General features: G+C 35.8%; 14 protein-coding genes and 1 tRNA gene. 3 read left to right on the top strand and 12 right to left on the bottom strand.

The window, feature by feature from the left end:
* Positions 1 to 40: 40 nt before the first annotated feature.
* Complete coding sequence (locus ACEN25_RS08320; protein ID WP_441802503.1) at positions 41 to 544, bottom strand: GNAT family N-acetyltransferase; 504 nt, start codon at positions 542 to 544, stop codon at positions 41 to 43.
* A gap of 45 nt (positions 545 to 589) precedes the next feature.
* Between ACEN25_RS08320 and ACEN25_RS08315 the strand changes: the two genes are divergently transcribed.
* Positions 590 to 1,384 (top strand): universal stress protein, encoded by a 795-nt coding sequence (locus ACEN25_RS08315; RefSeq protein ID WP_441802502.1) that lies wholly within the window; start codon positions 590 to 592, stop codon positions 1,382 to 1,384.
* Positions 1,385 to 1,425: 41 nt separating this feature from the next.
* A tRNA-Ala gene (locus tag ACEN25_RS08310) sits at positions 1,426 to 1,499 on the top strand.
* A 296-nt stretch (positions 1,500 to 1,795) separates the two neighbouring features.
* Here ACEN25_RS08310 and ACEN25_RS08305 read toward each other — a convergent pair.
* The 11 genes from ACEN25_RS08305 to ACEN25_RS08255 form a co-directional block, all read right to left on the bottom strand.
* On the bottom strand, positions 1,796 to 3,100 hold the full coding sequence (locus ACEN25_RS08305) for a voltage-gated chloride channel family protein (RefSeq protein WP_441802501.1): 1,305 nt from the start codon (positions 3,098 to 3,100) through the stop codon (positions 1,796 to 1,798).
* A gap of 177 nt (positions 3,101 to 3,277) precedes the next feature.
* Positions 3,278 to 3,667, bottom strand: a complete 390-nt coding sequence (locus ACEN25_RS08300) for a hypothetical protein (RefSeq protein WP_441802500.1) — start codon at positions 3,665 to 3,667, stop codon at positions 3,278 to 3,280.
* A gap of 126 nt (positions 3,668 to 3,793) precedes the next feature.
* Positions 3,794 to 5,734, bottom strand: a complete 1,941-nt coding sequence (locus tag ACEN25_RS08295) for a M1 family metallopeptidase (protein WP_441802499.1) — start codon at positions 5,732 to 5,734, stop codon at positions 3,794 to 3,796.
* Between the two features lie 78 nt (positions 5,735 to 5,812).
* On the bottom strand, positions 5,813 to 7,087 hold the full coding sequence (locus ACEN25_RS08290) for a DUF3570 domain-containing protein (RefSeq protein WP_441802754.1): 1,275 nt from the start codon (positions 7,085 to 7,087) through the stop codon (positions 5,813 to 5,815).
* A gap of 19 nt (positions 7,088 to 7,106) precedes the next feature.
* Complete coding sequence (locus ACEN25_RS08285; protein WP_028377025.1) at positions 7,107 to 7,319, bottom strand: DUF4266 domain-containing protein; 213 nt, start codon at positions 7,317 to 7,319, stop codon at positions 7,107 to 7,109.
* Entirely contained in the window at positions 7,312 to 8,295 is a 984-nt protein-coding gene (locus ACEN25_RS08280) for an FAD:protein FMN transferase (protein WP_441802498.1), read from the bottom strand. Before ACEN25_RS08280 ends, ACEN25_RS08285 begins: the two co-directional genes overlap by 8 nt.
* A gap of 4 nt (positions 8,296 to 8,299) precedes the next feature.
* The gene (locus ACEN25_RS08275; protein WP_441802497.1) at positions 8,300 to 8,740 is read right to left on the bottom strand and encodes a thioredoxin family protein; all 441 of its coding nucleotides are present in this window, start codon (positions 8,738 to 8,740) and stop codon (positions 8,300 to 8,302) included.
* Positions 8,741 to 8,838: 98 nt separating this feature from the next.
* Positions 8,839 to 11,544: a PD-(D/E)XK nuclease family protein gene (locus tag ACEN25_RS08270; protein ID WP_441802496.1), complete on the bottom strand. Its 2,706-nt coding sequence runs from the start codon at positions 11,542 to 11,544 to the stop codon at positions 8,839 to 8,841.
* A gap of 79 nt (positions 11,545 to 11,623) precedes the next feature.
* Entirely contained in the window at positions 11,624 to 13,006 is a 1,383-nt protein-coding gene (locus ACEN25_RS08265) for an OmpA family protein (protein WP_441802495.1), read from the bottom strand.
* A gap of 148 nt (positions 13,007 to 13,154) precedes the next feature.
* On the bottom strand, positions 13,155 to 14,531 hold the full coding sequence (locus ACEN25_RS08260) for an OmpA family protein (protein WP_441802494.1): 1,377 nt from the start codon (positions 14,529 to 14,531) through the stop codon (positions 13,155 to 13,157).
* A gap of 235 nt (positions 14,532 to 14,766) precedes the next feature.
* A complete protein-coding gene (locus ACEN25_RS08255; RefSeq protein ID WP_441802493.1) occupies positions 14,767 to 17,910 on the bottom strand; it encodes a UvrD-helicase domain-containing protein in 3,144 nt (1,047 codons plus the stop codon).
* Positions 17,911 to 18,072: 162 nt separating this feature from the next.
* Between ACEN25_RS08255 and ACEN25_RS08250 the strand changes: the two genes are divergently transcribed.
* Positions 18,073 to 18,681, top strand: a complete 609-nt coding sequence (locus tag ACEN25_RS08250; RefSeq protein WP_441802492.1) for a superoxide dismutase — start codon at positions 18,073 to 18,075, stop codon at positions 18,679 to 18,681.
* Positions 18,682 to 19,060 lie beyond the last annotated feature (379 nt).

The following is a 19,060-nucleotide window of genomic DNA, read 5'->3' as shown; positions in this document are numbered from 1 at the left end:
CATAGCTTATTGCGAAAATACCACTTCTTAGTTGCAATACTTAAAATACAAGTTCGTAGCAGTAAAACGGAAACTCGCTTTGCTTCGGAAAATAAATTTCCTGAAGCTTATGATAGCCGCGTTTTGTGTAAAATATATTGTTTCGGGGGTTTTTACTAAAGGTGTCTAGCCGTACTGAAACATAATTATTCTCTTTAGCAAAACTTTCAGCAAAATTCATAAGTTGCTGCGCAATGCCCTGACCTTGTGAATCAGGATGCACAGCGAGTCTATGAATATAAATAGAATCAGCGTCTCTGGGAGTAAGCCAGTTAACCTGCTCATAGATTTCATCTTTTAAAGTAGAAATCACAATGGTACCTGTTATTTTTTCTCCTTGAGCAAAAACAAAGAGCTCGTCACGTTTTATGTCTTCTTCAAAGGCCTGATGAGACGGGTAATGATCATTCCATTGATATATGTTGTTCTCAATCATAGCCATTGCACACGCACGGGTAAGATTAAGAATTGATTCTATTTCTGAGAGTTTTGCCTTGCGTATCATAGATAAGCGTTAATTTTACTCAAAATTGAGATAAAGCTTGTAAAGATGAAAACTATTTTCCTTCCACTTGGTAATCAAACTCTTTCAAAAACCAATGTCAAGTATATTCTTGAACTGGCACGTGTGCTTAAAGCAACGCTTTATATATCTAAATTGTACAAAGAGCCGGCGCGATCTGGGGGTTTACCTAAAACGCTTAACGTTTCTCAAATTACAGCTCAGGAAATAGAAGAGCAGTTGAGCGCTTTTAATACGGAAGGTATAAAAGTAAGGGTAAAACCGCTTGAAGGAGATGACTGGGTAGAGGCAGTGGGGAAATTTCATCAAAAAACAAACCTTGATTTAATAGTGCTCACACCGAAACATCACAACGTAAATCAAGCAAACTTTTTAGGTAAAACTGCAGGTAGTTTGCTTAGAAATACTGAGACTGCCGTATTAGTCATTCCAGTTGATTATGAGTATAAACCCATAAGTCGTATTCTTATGGCTGTAAAGTCTGGTATTGTTCACGATAAACGCACATTAGATCCTTTACGTACAATTAAAAAACGCTATAAGGCAGATGTTAGGCTTTTACAAATTAAGACCCCTAATTACTTACCAGAAGATTCTGAATTTGATGCAAACTTAGGCGAACTCGTCGACACTTATAAATCTACAGAGAATGCTACTGTTTTTCAGGGTTTGCTAGAGCATCTTAATGAAAATAAACCTGATATGATTTGTGTTTTTAAACGCAAACGTGGCTTTTTTGAAAAGCTTTGGGACGATGACTCTGTAAAAAAGGCCGACTTTGAAAGTCGGACACCACTACTGGTCTTAAAAGAACAGCAGTAAGAATATTGTAAGCGCATTTATAGTATATTTGCGCCAGTAAAGGGGATGTAGCTCAGTTGGCTAGAGTGCTTGACTGGCAGTCAAGAGGTCGTGGGTTCGAATCCCATCTTCTCCACAGAAAACCCTGTTATCTCAATGATAACGGGGTTTTTGCTTATAATCGGGCTGCAATCGTATTCTTGATGAGTATTAAAGTCGCTAATTTTAAAATATCTTTTTCCGCATTTAGAAAGGCTTTTATTTTTTCTGTAAGTTCTATCGAATGCGGATGCTTAAACAATTTGTTTTCACTGATTTACTAAGATATTTTTCTGTTTTCTAAATGACCTTTCGTAATATTAAAATGTAGAGTCTGCTGTAAACCTGAAGTTTTTGCTTCTTTAAAATTAGATTCTTAAGGTGACAAGCTTGTCAATTCATTTTACGCTTTTCAGAAATTTCAGATAAATGTGCGCCCTTTTCATCATCAAACGTTTTGGTTTTAGGACTTCCTATTATTTGAGAAGCGTATACTCCCGAGTGTCCTGAAAATAGATAAGCGGTGCTACACGCTAAGGCGATAAAAACTCCAGATTCTATCCCAAATAACTCAATACCCATAACAGTACAGGCGATAGGTGTGTTTGTAGCTCCTGCAAATACGGCTACAAATCCCATTCCTGCCAGCAAATCTATAGGCAACGGCACAAACCAAATTAGGGCATTACCCAAGGTTGCTCCTATATAAAATAAGGGTGTTACTTCCCCACCTTTAAAGCCTGCCCCGAGCGTGAATGATGTAAATAATATTTTAATTAAAAAGTCGTACGAGTTCATTGACATCGTAAATGAATCTACAATGGTAGGGATTCCTAAACCAATGTATTTTGTTGTACCTAGGGCATATACCGCTATTGCAATTATTGCGCCGCCTACAAATGGTCTAAGCGGAGGATATTTTATATATCTTTTAAATAAAGCACTCCAAAAGTGTGTAGATTTTGAAAAAAGCATGCTTACCAGTCCAAAAATGATTCCGGCTAGTAATGCCCATATTAAATTCTGGGGATTCATAACTGTGATAGAATCTATATGATACTGGGTGTGTGTGACATTCCATAGGGTACAAAAATAATCGGCAAGTACTGCTGCTAAAAAACTGGGAACAATAGCATCAAGACGTATTCTCCCCAATATAAGTACTTCTAAAGCAAATATCCCTCCAGCTAATGGAGTTCCAAAAACGGAAGCAAAACCGGCACTAATACCTGCAATAAGTAAAATTTTGCGATCACGGTTTGAGAGGTTAAAGATTTTTGTAAACTGGTCTGCAACTGCCCCTCCTATTTGTACCGCAGTACCTTCTCGTCCTGCAGAACCTCCAAACAAATGAGTCGCTAGAGTGCCAAAAAGAACCAAAGGCGCCATTTTAAATGGAATAATTTTTTTGGGGTTGTGAAACTCTTCAAGCAGTAAATTATTCCCTTTTACAACACTATTTCCAAATAAATGGTAAGATAGGCCCACTATAAATCCACCTAGAGGGAGTAAAGCAATAATCCAAAGGTGAGCCTCTCTATAATTTGTCACCCAATCGAGACTAATTAGAAAGAATGCCGATATGCTTCCTGCAATAGCACCTATTAGTGTACAGATAAAGAGCCATTTTAAAAGATAAAACAGGGCAGGAAGTTGCTCTATCGAAGAAAATGCGGTTTTTAATTTTGATACATTCATACTGCCGTATATATACTATTCTACATTAGCTGTAAGCCATTTTGAAGCAGAATGCATAGCTATTCACAAAGTCATAGAAGGTAAACCTTGCGATTTATTTAAGCCGTAAATATACTAGAAATCGTAAGCAATAGATCCGTTTAGTTCTTCGGAATGGAAATTTGGTAAATTTTAAACTTAATTGTTTTGATCAAAAAGCATTTTTATATGTGGCTTATTAATTTCGATAATAGTAAACACGCCAAGAATAATTCCTAAAATACCCGATAGACAATTGAGAATGGCAATTACAAGTACAAATGTATAATTGCGGGTTTGCCCTATATATTTTGCGGCCATTAAGGTTAGAATACCTACTATTAAACAAAGGATAAAACCAATGCTCATTACGATATTTAAGACGCTCATTACATCAATATTTGCATCAGGCATTGTCGTAGATTCATTAATAAAAATATTTAAAAAGGCTAAATAACCCACAAAAAACAAAGCAGCTAATAAGCTTAAAACACCGTTAACTATGTACAGGACTCTAAAGGTGTTGAGGTTGTTTGATACTACTTGCATAATTGAATGATTTATTTATTGGTAGTTACTCGTAGGCTATTGTTACAATTACTTCTGTAAAAAGAGAAACCCCAACAGAATAAACTGTTGAGGTTTCTCAAATAATTTAATTGGGTGTTTTAAAAATTATTTTTGAGCTGCTTTCCAAAAATCGTTTTCAAAATTGATATCTGTGATGATTTTATCAGGATCAAGTTCAACTTTATTTACTGTTTTAGTAGTTTCTAATAAGTAGTTCCAGGTATTGCCACGTTGCCAGATTTCTACAGGAAGCGCTATTCGTTCTGTTGTATTGTCATCAAATGTAACTTCCATTTTTACAGGCATAGGTACTTCTCCTTTATTTGAAATACTAATGATATAATTACCTTCAGTCTGTTTTACAGTGTCTATAGCGATATCAATATTACCGGTGCCGTAGAACCATCCTTTCCAGAACCAGGCAAGATTTTCGCCGGCCACATTTTCTATATGGTTGAAAAAATCTTTAGGCTGGGGATGCTTGTACGCCCAGTGTTTTATATAAGATTTAAATGCATTATCAAATCGTTCTGGTCCTAAAATATACTCACGCAACATAAATAAACCTTGTGCAGGTTTGTAATAAGCGGTCATACCTAAGTTTCTTAAATTAGTAGCATCTGGGTAGGTATCTATACCCTCGCGGTTAGGACTGTTAAACCAGCCTACAGTATTGCGTACTTTACTAAGATTTGCAGGATACTCACCATTATTAAATTTTAAAGTACTGTAATGGTTTATAAAGGTGTTGAAACCTTCATCCATCCACGCATAACGACGTTCGTTTGAGCCTACAATCATAGGAAACCAGTTGTGACCAAACTCGTGATCTGTAACTCCCCATAAGCTTTCGCCTTTAGATTTCCAGCTGCAAAAACTCAAACCGGGATATTCCATACCGCCTATTTCTGCGGCTACATTAACAGCAGTAGGGTATGGGTATTCAAACCACATGTTAGAATAGTTTTCAATCGCATTTTTTGTGTATTCGGTAGAGCGAGACCATGCATCCTGACCAGAACTTTCAATAGGATATACAGACTGTGCAACTGCTTTTTTTCCGCCGGGTAAATTTATTTTAGCAGCATCCCAAATAAAGGCTTTTGAAGAGGCAAAGGCCACATCACGCGTGTTCTCCATTTTAAAATGCCAGGTTAATGTGCCGCTTTGTTTTGCACGCAATGACATATCATTGAGTTCTTCAGGATTTATAATATAAATCGTTTTATCGCTATTTTTAGCTTGATCCATGCGATCACGCATTTTTGAAGACATTACGTCTTTTGCATTTTGTAATTCGCCTGAAGCCACTACGATATGATTATAAGGTGCTGTAATTTTAAAGTCATAATCCCCATAATCCAGATAAAATTCACCTGCACCTAGATATGGCTCAATATTCCACCCCTCAATATCATCAAGTACTGCAGCTCTGGGAAACCATTGTGCTAAAGCGAAAATAGTTCCGTTTTTTGTATCAACCCGTCCCATACGGTCCATTCCATCTTTAGGTATTTTGTATGTAAAATTCATTGATACCGTCGCTTCACCACCTTTTGCAGGAATGGGCTCGTCAAAAAACACTTGCATGCGGGTATCTGTAATAATGTGTTTTGAAGAAGTGCTGCGTTTTACTTTAGCAGCGAGATTTGTTATGGTATACCCACCGTTTACATCACCATTATAGCGATTGCCAGAGATAGGAGTGGTAAGCGTACCTCTAGATGTTTCTGTAAAACGGTTTTGCTCCAGATGCATCCAGATAAAATCTAGGTCTTGTGGGCTGTTGTTTGTATAAGTAAGGGTGACTTTTCCGCTAATAGATTGAGCCTGCTCGTTTAATGTAGCTTCAATAACATAATCGGTTTCATTTTGCCAGTAATGTTCACCAGGCTGGCCGGTTGCAGTGCGAAATTCATTACCACTGTGCTCTAGAAACTCGCTAAAAAGAGGCTGGTTATTAATTTTGGTTTCTTGTGCCTGAATACCTGATATGGTACCAATAACTAAGGTTGCAAAAGCAATTTTTTTGCTTAAATAATTCATTTACTAAATAGATTAGATTGAGCCTTAAATGTAAAAGTTCTATTCCTATTTCAGTAAAATATAATTGAACAAAAAATGTTAATCCTGAACAAATTTTATACCTGCTGTAATGATGTTTGAGCTCAATCCAGTATTGCGCTTGTAGTTGTAATACTTAAGATCTATACTTTTTAAACCAAATTGAAAGATGTGGAATTTTGTAAAGATATCTGTATAGTTTGCACCGAAGCCAAACTGATTTGCATCATACGCAGAGAGGTCAAAATCTGAGGTGTAAAACTCATCTGTAGAAGCGTGTTGCTCATAACCTGCAAATTGATCTGCGGCGGTTTGCGTATAATATCTGTAAGATGGATACAGCGTAAATTTATCTATAATTTTTATCGGAATTTCTAAACTTGCTGTATGTGAAGTAATCCCCCAGTCGTCTGCATAAAAACGGTAATAAGAGCGTAGCACCACTCTTGAATTTAAGTAACAATTTAATCTTCCGCCGGCGGCTATTTTTGATCGCGTATCAGGTAATCGCTCGATATCATCTGCAAGCTGAAAATCTTCAACCATAACATCTGGTTTATCGCTAAAATAAACACGTTGAAACGGGGTTGAAAGTAAACCACTTTGCTGAACTAAATCTAATGCTAACGATGCCTGTAATTTTTTAGATAGTATTTGAGAGAACCCAAAACCTACAGCATAAGAGTTTCTATTTGTATTGTCAAAAGGTATAAATTGCGGATTGTAATTTGCATCTCCGTAAACGCTTCCTGGGCGTAATTCAATAGGATAAATCGCTTTCCAGGAATCTAGGTAGATATTACCATTTACACTTAATTCTGTGTTTTTCTCATTAAATAACCAGGTGTAGCTTCCGCCAAAACCTACTGAGAAGTAATCATATTCTGAAGAGACAGATGCTTTTGCTGTCCATATTTTATTGCGATCATCACTGCTATGGCTGTAAATACCGTTTATGTTAGACCATATATCACTGCTAGAAGCGCCAGATGAAGCCTGAAAAGCATTTGCAGCATTGCTACCATCAAACGGATTGATGTTACTGGAGGAAGCAGATGTGTATGCAGAAACCCCCGCATCTATAGTTAACACATCATCGTCGTTTAGCGGTATTGAAATTACAATCGTACCCGTAGCATCAGTAAGTTCTTCTGTACCTAAACCTCCCGTTACAGCAGCGTTAGCGCCATCCTGAGCATAATAGCTACTTAAAAAATCAACTTCAGTAGTTTCTAAAACTCTTTTTTTATATGCTTCTTGATTTTCTTCCTGTGCATGTACTGCAGTGAATGAAAGTACTAATAAAGCCCCAAAACTTATTTTAAATAATTGCATATGCTTATATAAATACTCATTAATTACAACCGCAGCCACCACCGGTTTTACCTCCATTAGCACCTACCGCCGCTTCTCTATAGGAATGAAAGGTAGAAACATTGCGATCTGCCGGCTTATCTGAAAGAACCATATCAGGATCATTTATTGCTACTTTCTCGTACTCTTTTACCGCAACACAACTGGTGAAGTACAAGCTAAGAGAGCTCAACAGAAGAATTTTTTTAATCATGATCTTTAATTTCTATATGGTCTGATTTATATATTTTACCGGTATCGTCAATTATAATACACTCAATATTAGGCAATTGATTAATCCTGTTAAGTCCCACCTCAATCCCCATAACAAATACAGAAGTTGCTAATGCGTCTGCTAATTCAGCCTTTGGAGCAAACACAGTAGCACTTATAATTCCGGAAGCAGGATACCCTGTTCGCGGGTCTATAATGTGACTATATCTTGTATCATTAAAAGATACGAACTTTTCATAGTTGCCAGATGTTACAACAGCACTATTTATTAAAGGGAGTAACGCAAAAACCTTATTTTTATTCATAGGGTTTGTAATCGCAACTTTCCATGTGCTTCCATCAGGTTGCTTTCCCCAGGTATTCATATCTCCTGATGCATTTATAATACCTGCAGAAACACCTTTAGAAATCAATAGCGCTTTAGCTTTATCTGCAGCATAGCCTTTGCCTATTGCGCCAAAGCCAATTTTCATTCCCGTATCTGGCAAAAAAACGGTGTGTGAGGAAGCATCTAATTGTATTTTATTAAAACCTACGCGATCTACAGAAGCGGTTATCGTTGCTGCATCTGGCATTTGGGTCATACTTCCATCAAACTTCCATATTTTATCCATCGAGGCGTAGCTAATGTCAAAAGCACCATCTGTAAGTTTAGAAATAGAAATTGCTCGTGTGATGAGGTCAAATAATTCTACATCTACTGCAACGGCTTTAATACCGGCATTTTTATTTATTGCTGAAGTTTGAGAATTAGCATCCCATGAAGAAATTAGTTTTTCAATACGTGTAATTTCGGCTATAGCCAGATTTATAGAAGCATCTGCCTTCTCCTGATTTTGAGCAACAACCGTTATATCAAAACGGCTTCCCATTAGCTTTAAAGTTCGCTTAAATGTTTGTTGTGCATTTAAGTTAAAACTTAAGAGCAGAATTAAAATAGGGAGTGTGTGTTTCAAAATTTTACTTTGTGAAAGCCTCAAGTTTTTTAATGTAAGCCTCTGGAGTTGTCTTCTCATAACCGGCTTGTCCAAGAACTTTACCAGCATGATCTAAAACTACCACAAACGGAAAATACCCATTTTTGTTATAGGTTTCGGCAAGTTTATTGTTACGTGCTTGTTGATCTTCAGGTAATGCATTTTTAGTTTTTCTAGGAAAATCTGCTTGAAGCATTACAAAATGATCTTTAGCATATTTTTTAAATGCTTCTGTTGACCATATTTCTTTATCTAACTTAATGCACGGCGCACACCAGTCTGAGCCTTGAAAAACGAGTATAATAGGTTGATCTAGCTTAGCCGCTTCCTTTTTTGCTTCAGAAAAATTGGTTTTCCATTCCTGAGCATTTGTGCTAAACACGATTAGCGTTGCGAATAGCGTGAAAAAAATGAACTTTTTCATAGGGATTTTTATTTTTAATTGAATATTTAAAAGTAGTCCTAACTACCTCAATTTGTTAGTTAATTTCAAAAGCTATGCCGCGTTTGCAAGTGTAGATTTTAAACCTCTTTTTCTACAAAAGCAGTATTTATATCTAGTATTTCATTAATTAACTTAAGAAGATAACTTTCAAAAGTTTCCAGAAGCTCTGTGGTTACTGAAGCGTTTTGGTCTTTATTAAGTTTTAAAAATCCGGCATTTAAGTTTTTAAATGAAATTATACCAGCTTCGGTGAATTCTGGAAGACCTTCACTTTTATAAAGCATCAAAGCATAACACAAAACCTGAAAAGCTTTAGACTGTTTGTCGTAATCTGTAATTAGATCTTCCCATTCTTTAATTACGAGATGGTATTTGTCTACTTTACCTGTTTTGTAATCAAGAATGCGCAAAACATCGTTTACCCGGTCTATTCGGTCAACCGTACCTTTTAGTACAATGCCTTCCCCAATAGGCACACTGTATTTCGATTCAAGTGCTTTTATTATGATTTCATTTCCGTCGCTAACATCACGCCGCTCTTGCATTAAAAAATTACGAACAAATTGTTTAGCGACATTAAAAATAATCAGGTTTTTACCAGTATCTATATGGACTGCATTATACCAGATGTCAAATTGTTTGCGCACTTCTTTATCTACTGAAGACATCATTTTTTTTAAAATATCTGCAGTAAGTATCGTATTTATATAGGGCTCATAAAGTTTTTCTAGCGTTTCATGAACAACGGTTCCTAATGTGTTGTGCGCAATAATATCTTCTACTTCATCTAATTCTTGTATTCCTAAAACGTATTTATAATAAAAATCTACAGGATTTCTTATATAGGTGGTTAATGCAGAAGGGGAAAGGCCAGATTGCGCATGTTTTTTAATAGCTTCTATTATCTGAGGCGTTTTCTCAATATGCTTGAGTTTTTTTGGTTTTAAACTTACAGAAGCGCTTGCGGTTTGTTCGCTGTAGGTATACTTAACCTCTGGGTCTGTAGCAAGTTGAAGTAGAAATCTGCTTTTTTCACCACTATTTAAACCGCCTGCTTCATTATTGAATAAAAGGTTTATTTTTTCTGAACGCTGAAGCAATCTAAAGAAGTGATATGCATAAATGGCATCTTTCTCTCTGTAAGTGGGCAGTTTATATTCAATTTTTAAATCAAAAGGAATAAAACTATTTTGACTCTTACCAGAAGGGAATGTCCCTTCATTGAGCGATGTAATGATTATATTTTTAAAATCAAGTACCCGAGATTCAAGAACTCCCATTATTTGAAGTCCAGAATAAGGATCACCCCTAAAATCGAGCGTCTCTTTACTTAAAAGCTCTCTATAAAACTGTTTAAGGGTTTTTATATCTCCCAGATACGTGTAGCTGTCGTTAAGATTTTTAAGTTGCGTAAAGAGCTCTAAAAAGGCGTGTAAAAATTCTAATTGCAACCAGTTTTTCTGCGGAAGCAAAATTTCTTTCAACATCTGGATTGTTCCTAAGATTGAAGTAAGTGCGTTCTCGCTATTATTGAGCCACGAATTGAAAATTAATTTTAAAGCTGCTGCATGCACTGCATCATTTTCTAATCGCAGCGGATTTATATAAACCAGATTTTTTTGAGTGATTTCTTTTTTAATCTTTAATCGTGCGTCACCTAAGAGTAGAATGGCATATTGCTGATCGAGTATAGAAAGAACATCTTTATAATAATACCCGCTTTCCTGTCTGTTGAGTTGTAACTGAAACCAATTTTCAAAAAATGCAGCCTGTGCAACTTGTTGTAAGGGTAACCCCATGGTTACATTGAGCGCTAAAACATTTGAGGGCAATGAGTTTAACAGCGGAAGCAATAGTGCTTCGTCTCCTAATATCACGGCGGTATTTTCTAGTTCTTCCTGAGAGAGTTTTGAAAGTAGCTGTCCAGTATATTTAATCTGTCCTATGTTTTGAGAGATCCCGGTTGCACATATCGTTTTTTCTGAATTGTAATAGGAGACCTTTTGAGGAATTATAGAATTTGTAGCATTTAATTCTTTCCAGTTTTTGAGGTATCCTTTTATAAAAGTGCTGGCAACGTGATTCTCATCCTTTAAAAAGTAAGGATCTATATCCCAGTAAATTTTTGTGGTAGGTCGTTCTAAGAATTTTTTTATGATGGTTTGTTCTGCATTGTTAAGTGCGTTAAAGCCGCAAAAAAGATAATTCTGAGTATTCTCTTTTAGGTAACTGTCAATAGTTTCTACCGCTTTTCTATAAAGCATTCCCTGATAACCGAGACCAAGATTTTCTAAGTGTGTTTTATAGTTGTTATAATACAGTTCAATAGATTTCCAGAATATGAGATAATTTGAGACTAGAGTAGAAGTTGTATCTGTTGACCAGTGATTGAGTTCTTTAATTGCACTTAGGTAGTCAAAAAATGATTTTGTAGAAATGAGGTATCGGTCTATTTCATTAAAATCTCCCAATAAGGTTTGTCCCCAACCTAAAAAGTTTAAAAAGGGTTCGGGTTCACCTTGATTAAATTGTTTTCTATAAATGTGATAGAGCTCTACTTGAAGTTGAGTTTGAGAAGCAGGTACGAGCCCTGAGATATCTTCTACAAGTTCTTCTATGCTCAAAGTTTTTGGTAAAAAGCATATCTCGTCTTTGAGCTTCTTTTTTAAATTTTTAGTAAAAAAACTTCCTGCTCTTTTAGATGGAAGTACAATCACTGTTTGAGAAAGGGGTATTTCTGAATTTAACAGGTCTTGTATAATCTCGTCGATGAATGTTGTCATATGCTAAAAATAAAAAACGCCCCGAATAAACGGGGCGTTTTAAAAATATATTGTAATCAGATTTAAATCTGAATGTATCTTACTTTAAAGTAAGTTTTACACGTCTGTTAAGTTGCATACCAGCAGCTGTAGTGTTAGGAGCGATTGGCTTCTCTTCACCATAAGCGTGAATCATTAGATTATCTGCATTAGCACCTTTAGAGATTAAGTAATCTACAACAGATTGAGCTCTTCTTTCAGAAAGACTCATGTTGTATGCGTTACTTGCACGGCTATCAGCGTGACCTTCTACTTCAAACTTAGCGCTAGGGTATTCTTTAACAATTGCAGCAATTCTGTCTACAGTTGCAAGAGAGCTCTTACGGATAGTAGCTTTATCTGTATCAAATAAGATACGACCAGCTTCACCGTTTAATTCTTCTAATACAGCAGCGTCAACTTCTGGACAACCATTGTTAGATGCAGGACCAGCTACGTTAGGACATTTATCATCTTTGTCAGCAACACCGTCACCGTCAGTATCTACAAAAGGACAACCGTTGTTAGATGCAGGACCAGCTTCGTTAGGACATTTGTCTTCAGCATCGATAACACCGTCACCGTCAGCATCAGGACATCCATTAGTTGCAGCAGGACCAGCTACGTTAGGACATTTATCTTCGTTGTCAGCGATACCATCACCGTCAGAATCAGGACATCCGTTAAATTCTGGTAAACCAGCAACCTCAGGACAAGCATCTTCAGAATCTTTTATACCATCACCGTCTGTATCAGGACATCCGTTGAATTCTTTAAGACCTGGAGTTTCAGGACACTCATCATCTTTGTCATATACACCATCACCATCAGTATCTTTTCCGCCAAAAACGAAACCTACACCAACAACGTGTTGCATATGTCTTGTGTAATAAGTACCAGGCATCATTGCGTGCTTGTAAGTAGAAGATAAGTCAAGGTTGATGTTGTCGCTTAACCAAACTTTTAAACCTACAGTACCGTTTAAAGTTCCGTGACTTGGCTTATCACCAATAAACACGTAACCACCACCACCACCTAGGTAAGGGTCAAACCAACCGCCTTCTCCAAAAAGAGCATCACGGAAGCTATATGAGAACATACCATCAACTGCGTAATATGCTAAATCGTCAACAGGTAAATCACCCATCTTGTCGATTTTGTTGATAGATCCACGTACACCCAAAGCAAAACCAGCACCAATGTAACGACCTACATATAATGTAGAAACTGAAGGAAGAATATTCCAGTGATCAGAAACATTATAAAATTCATCAGGAAAACCTCCTGTTAATGGTCTGTTATCTGGTGGATATACAGGGTAGGTATCTACCGCGTTTACACCAATACTAACCCCCCAAGGGTTATTCTTGTCTTGAGCATTTGCCTGGCTCATACCTATAAAGGTAAGGGCTGCAAATAAAAATAATTTAGTAAGATTTTTCATGTTAAGTAAGTAAAATTTAAGTGTGTTAATTGAAGCAAATGTAATTTGTTAAAAACTAGCAACAAAATCAAATCTAAGAAAAATCAAATAATTGCTTATTTAGTATAAATCTTCAAATTGATTTGTTGCTAATCAGTAACATTTAAGTTTAATCTATAAGTGAAATTTCAACTCTACGGTTTTGTTGTCTACCAGCAGCAGTTGCATTATTTGCAACAGGCTTAGTTTCACCAAATCCTTCTGAAGAAAGTCTTGAAGCAGGTAATCCTTTTTCAATTAAATAGTTTTTAACTGAAGCTGCACGTTCGTCAGAAAGCTTAAGGTTGTATGCGTCACTTCCTTGACTATCTGTATGACCCTCTATTAAAAATCTTGTATTAGGATATTCCATCATTGTACCCGCTACAGTATTTAAAGTTTCAAGTGACTCTTTACGAATTGTAGCTTTATTTAAATCAAATAGTACAGTTCTAACCTGAACATTAATTTCTTCTAACACCTCAACAGTTACTTCTGGGCAACCATTGTTTGCTACTGTACCAGGAACTGTAGGACACTCATCATCCTTGTCTAATACACCATCATTATCTTTATCCTGATAAGGGCAACCATCATTAGCTGCAGGACCAGCTTCATTAGGACATTTATCTTCAGCATCAGTTACTCCATCACCGTCAGCATCAGGGCAACCATTTAAAGCAGGTAAACCAGCTACATTAGGACATTTATCATCTGGATCTGCAATGCCATCACCATCTGTATCAGGGCAACCATTAAATTCTGGTAAACCGGCAACTTCAGGACAAGAATCTTCAGAGTCTTTTATACCATCACCATCTGTATCAGGACATCCATTAAATTCTGGTAAACCAGGAACATCTGGACACTCGTCATTTTTGTCAAAAATACCATCACCATCAGTATCGGTACCTCCAAAAGCAAAACCAATACCGGCAGTATGTTGCATATGCTTAGTATAGTTATCTTCAAATGCATGCTTGTAGGTTGTAGATAAGTCTAAACTTATAGACTCTCCTAACCATATTTTTAAACCTACAGTACCGTTAGCAGTACCGTGGCTTGATAAATCACCTACAAATACATAACCACCACCTACTCCTAAGTATGGGTCAAACCAGCCACCTTCACCAAAAAGAGCATCTCGGAAACTGTAAGAGAACATACCATCTACTGCATAATATGCAAGATCATTAGCTGGCACATCACCAAATTTCTCTATTTTATTAAGAGAACCTCGTACACCAAATGCTAAACCACTACCAATGTAACGGCCTACATAAAGAGTAGAGATAGATGGTAGAATATTCCAATGGTCATCTACATTATACATTTCATTAAGAAATCCTCCTGTTAGAGGTCTGTTATCTTCATTTACGGGATAAGTGTCAACAGCGTTAACTCCTACACTTATATACCAAGGGTTATTTGCATCCTGAGCAAATACAGAGTTTACTCCTATAAATACTGCAAAAAACAAAAACAATATACTAGTACTTTTTTTCATATTTCTAATTGATAAGTTATTCAATACGGGGGTAAAAGTAGTTTGTTAAAATTTAGATACAAAACGGCAATTGATAAAGTTTTATTAAACCTTTATTAAGAATTATACAAAACCAAGAAAATTTATTAACTTAAATATTTAGCAGAGCAAAGGTTAAAGATCATAAAATCAAATAGTTGTATTGAAATCTGTTGTTGTTGTTAATAAGTGTGATTAGATAAATTTTATATTTTAATTAAGGTGTGAATAATTGAATTTCATCATTTAGATATACTATTAATTGCTTCTTGATTGTATATCCCATTGCTATGAGTGCCTGGGCATAAGAATTTATTTGTTTACTATGTGCCTCATTTTTTAATCCGGTTTTATAATCTAATAGCCAGGCTTCATTCTTGTCATTAAGTTCCAAACGGTCTGGTCTAATAGTTTTACCTTTTAAGTTTATATCTCGTTCATTTAAAATAAAATGGGCACGATTAAAGAATCCCTCGGGTTTCAACTTAGCTATGAGTTCTTTTAAATTATTGTTTAACTTTTGGTAATTAGCTGTATCAATTAATCCTAAAGTTAAAGCTCGTTTAATAGCTAAATCAACATCCTCTTCTACTTCAATATTTTCCATAAGTTCGTGGATGACATTACCGAGATTTATAGCTTCAACAAGTTCTGTGTTCCATAGAGAATCTGCCTGGGTAACCATAATTAAATTGTGTTCTTCTTTAGAAGTACTCATTAATTCTAAATTTTCTGAAGATTGAATTAGATCTTTTGGCGTTGAAGTTCGTTTTTCATTGCCTATGGAATAATAGGGAGTATCTTCAGTAAAGTTGGGATCCTGATTTACGAAGTTCATAAATAGATCAGAAAATGTTTTTGGCTCTGCTTTGCTAAGCGCCCCTTTATTAGTAATAATGTGTAGTTGTTCAACACTACGCGTTAAGGCAACATAAAGAATATTAATATTATCCAGTTGTTGTAAACTTCTTTTTACGTGGTAAAGTGCCTCTGTCTGCTCATTGAATTGGGTGAGCTCATTTTTTTGACCTATTAATAAGGCCTTAAAATCTAAGAATTCACCAGCGTTGGGTAAATACCAATTATAAGAATCAGAATTTCTAGGATACAAATCGCTATCTGCAAACGGATAAATAACAACCGGAAATTCTAAGCCCTTCGCTTTGTGAACCGTCATTATTTGTACTGCCTTTGAGGCGGGAGGTGTACTTATGCTTAGCTTATCTTGTTTGCGCTCCCACCAGGTAATAAATTCAGGAACACCGCCAGAATTTTTTTGTGTAAAGTCATAAATAGCGTCTAAAAAGAATTGAAGGTACGCTCCTCCGCTTTTTTGAAGGTTAAAACTTCTTACAATGTATTCTACAGCTTCGTAAAGAGGTAATGTAGCGCATTGTGTAAAATCAAATTGAGAATGAATACCTAACGCATTTTTTAATAGCTCTGAACCATTAAAAACTAAATTGTTTTTATAAAAGGCATGGCGATTTTCAATATTTAGAAATTCTTCAGCAAGATATTCTAATAGTTTTATGCTTATAGCTGTAGATTCATTTTCAATTGTATAATGCAGAAGATTTACTATAAACTGCACTTGAGAAGATTGTTTTAAAAGTAAACTCTCACTGGATATTACCGGTATATTTTGTTCCTGTAAGCGTTGGGCTATAGCTACACCTTCAGAATTTTTTCTAACCAGTATACAAAGCTCATTAAGTGTAAAACCATTTTCCAGGCACGAATAAATAGTCTTGACCACCTCGTCTAGATACAAAGACACAGCTTCCTCTTTATTTACAGCATCTATAAATGAAATAGCAACATAACCACCTTGCTTTGTATTTACGCGTTGTGCGTTCCCTTCGGTATATATTTTTTTATAGTCTACATTTTCAAAAACATCTGCAAGTTTGCTAAAAAATGTATTGTTAAATGTTATAATCTCGTCATAACTTCTATAATTAAAGGGAAGATTTATAACGTCTTTATTTTCATTCTGAAACGGATTTTTACCGTTAGATAACTCTATAAATTGAGCTGCCTCGCCACCACGCCATCTATATATTGCCTGTTTAGGGTCGCCTACGAGCATCAGACTATTTGATAAATCTTCAGTTTGATTAACACTAACCGCATTGTCTATTAAGGGCACGAGATTTTCCCACTGTAAGCGCGAAGTATCTTGAAATTCATCTATAAAGTAATTTTCATAACGCTCACCCAGTCGCTCGTAGATAAAAGGGGTAGGTTGATTTGCTATATTTTTATTAATAAGTTCATTAAAGTCTGAAATTAAAATGAGGTTATTTTCGGCTTTAATTTTATCTACTTCCTCCTGTATTGCTTGTAAAACAGATAACGGAGTGATTTTTTTATACAGTTCTTCCTGAAAACTCAAATTTAATATGTCGTGTTTTATCACATTAAACTGAAGAGCGATTTCTGGTGCAATCTGGTCTAAAATGTCTTTTACAGGCTGCTTTTGAGTTTTAGTATACATAGGTTCCTCACCCAAATTTGCAACCCAGGCCGAAGCAGTATTAATAGCAAAAATGCCTTCACTAATTTTTGTTACTGCTTTGGGCAAATATTTTCCTTTAAAATGGCCTTCTTCGAGTCCGTTTGAGGCAATAAAACCAAGCAATGATTTCGCTTTTTCTAATATTCCTTTTTCAAGCTGTGAAGAGCTTTTTTTTATAAACTCTTTTAAGTCTGCAAAATCCTTCAATGATTTACCCTCCAGCATTTTTAAATAGGCTCTGTCATTTTCGCTTAAAAGCAGTCTACTAATCTCATAAAAGTCTCTTGATATATCCCAGCTTCGGTCACTGTCAATTTTTTCTAAGGCATAATCAAGAAGCACTTGTGTTACTAAATCATCTTTACCCGCTTTGTCAATTAATTTATCTACAGCCTGCTCTAAAACATCTTGAGTATTAAGTTCAACTTCAAAATTTTGTGGAATTTTTAAATCGTGCGCAAACGTACGAATCACCCGATGGGTAAAATTATCTATAGTTACCACATCAAATGATGCAAAATCCTGAACGATATTCTTTAAGAGGCGCTTTGATTTTTGCTGAATTTCGGTTCGTTTTAAACCGGTCTCTTCTTCAATTGAAAGCAGCATTGGACCCGGATTATCAAAAATAGCATCTTGAGTAAACGCCTGTAGGTTGTCTACAATACGCAACTTCATTTCGGCGACCGCTTTATTTGTAAATGTTATGGCGAGAATGCGGCGGTATTTAAATTCATTTTTACTTTTAAAAAGAATTAGAAGATAATTTTTAACTAGAGCAAAAGTTTTTCCTGCGCCAGCTGAAGCATTGTATATAGAGATAGTAGGTAGATCTTGCATAGATTCAAGATGGTAAAAATGTTAATACTAATTATATGAGAGTGTTATAAGCGATTAGTATTTAAACCTTAAGACTTTTATAACACGTGTTGTTTTTAATACGGGTGCTGAATTGCTATCTTTGGGGAACAACTATTATATTAACGAAAAAAATAAATAAAAATGTCATTTCAACTTCCAAGTTTAAAATATGCCAAAGATGCATTAGAACCTAGTATAGATGCACAAACCATGGAAATTCACCACGGTAAACATCACGCAGGTTACACCAGTAAATTAAATGCAGCTATTGAAGGTACAGACCTTGAAGGTAAAACTATAGAGAATATCTTAATAAATCTAGATATGTCTAATAGTGCTGTACGTAACAATGGTGGTGGTTTTTATAATCACAGTCTCTTTTGGGACATAATGTCTCCAGATGGAGGTGGCGAGCCTACAGGAGAGTTAGCTGAAGCTATAAATGCTGCATATGGTTCTTTTGAAGCATTTAAAGATAAATTTAGTAGCGCAGCAGGAAGCCAATTCGGTTCAGGTTGGGCTTGGCTTTGTGTTCACGTAGGCGGTAAAGTAGAGGTTTGTTCTACACCTAATCAGGATAACCCGTTGATGCCAGAAGTAGGCTGCGGTGGAACTCCAATTTTAGGTTTAGATGTGTGGGAACATGCTTATTATCTAAAATACCAAAATAAGCGTCCAGATTATATTGATGCATTTTTTAATGTGATCAATTGGAAAGAGGTATCTAGCCGATACGCTCAAAATAAATAAGAAACATTAATTTGTTTTATTAACCCGGAATGCTATTCCGGGTTTTTTTATGTTCAATTTTATGAGTTTTTATAAGTTGGAGGATATGGGTTGTGAAATGTTATTACCGAAGCAAACATGTAACTGAATCAAATTAGATATATGCACAGACTTGTCTCCCATTAAGATTTGGTTTTCAAAAAGGTGGAATAATCTGAAAGGTGAGTACGGCTCGCTGTGAGTTATTGACTTTTAAAGCTACAGGGTTTTACCGGACAATTGGTATTCAAGGAGATTTTTAGGAAGCTCGCCACCCCAATTTAGGTCAAATAAAAAAGGTGGAATAATCTGAAAGGTGAGTACGGCTCGCTGTGAGTTATCGACTTTTAAAGCTACAGGG

Source organism: Leeuwenhoekiella sp. W20_SRS_FM14, assembly GCF_052119605.1.
Classification (GTDB): Bacteria; Bacteroidota; Bacteroidia; order Flavobacteriales; family Flavobacteriaceae; genus Leeuwenhoekiella.
Note: the sequence above shows the minus strand (reverse complement) of the source record. Positions and strands in the feature narration are given on the sequence as shown.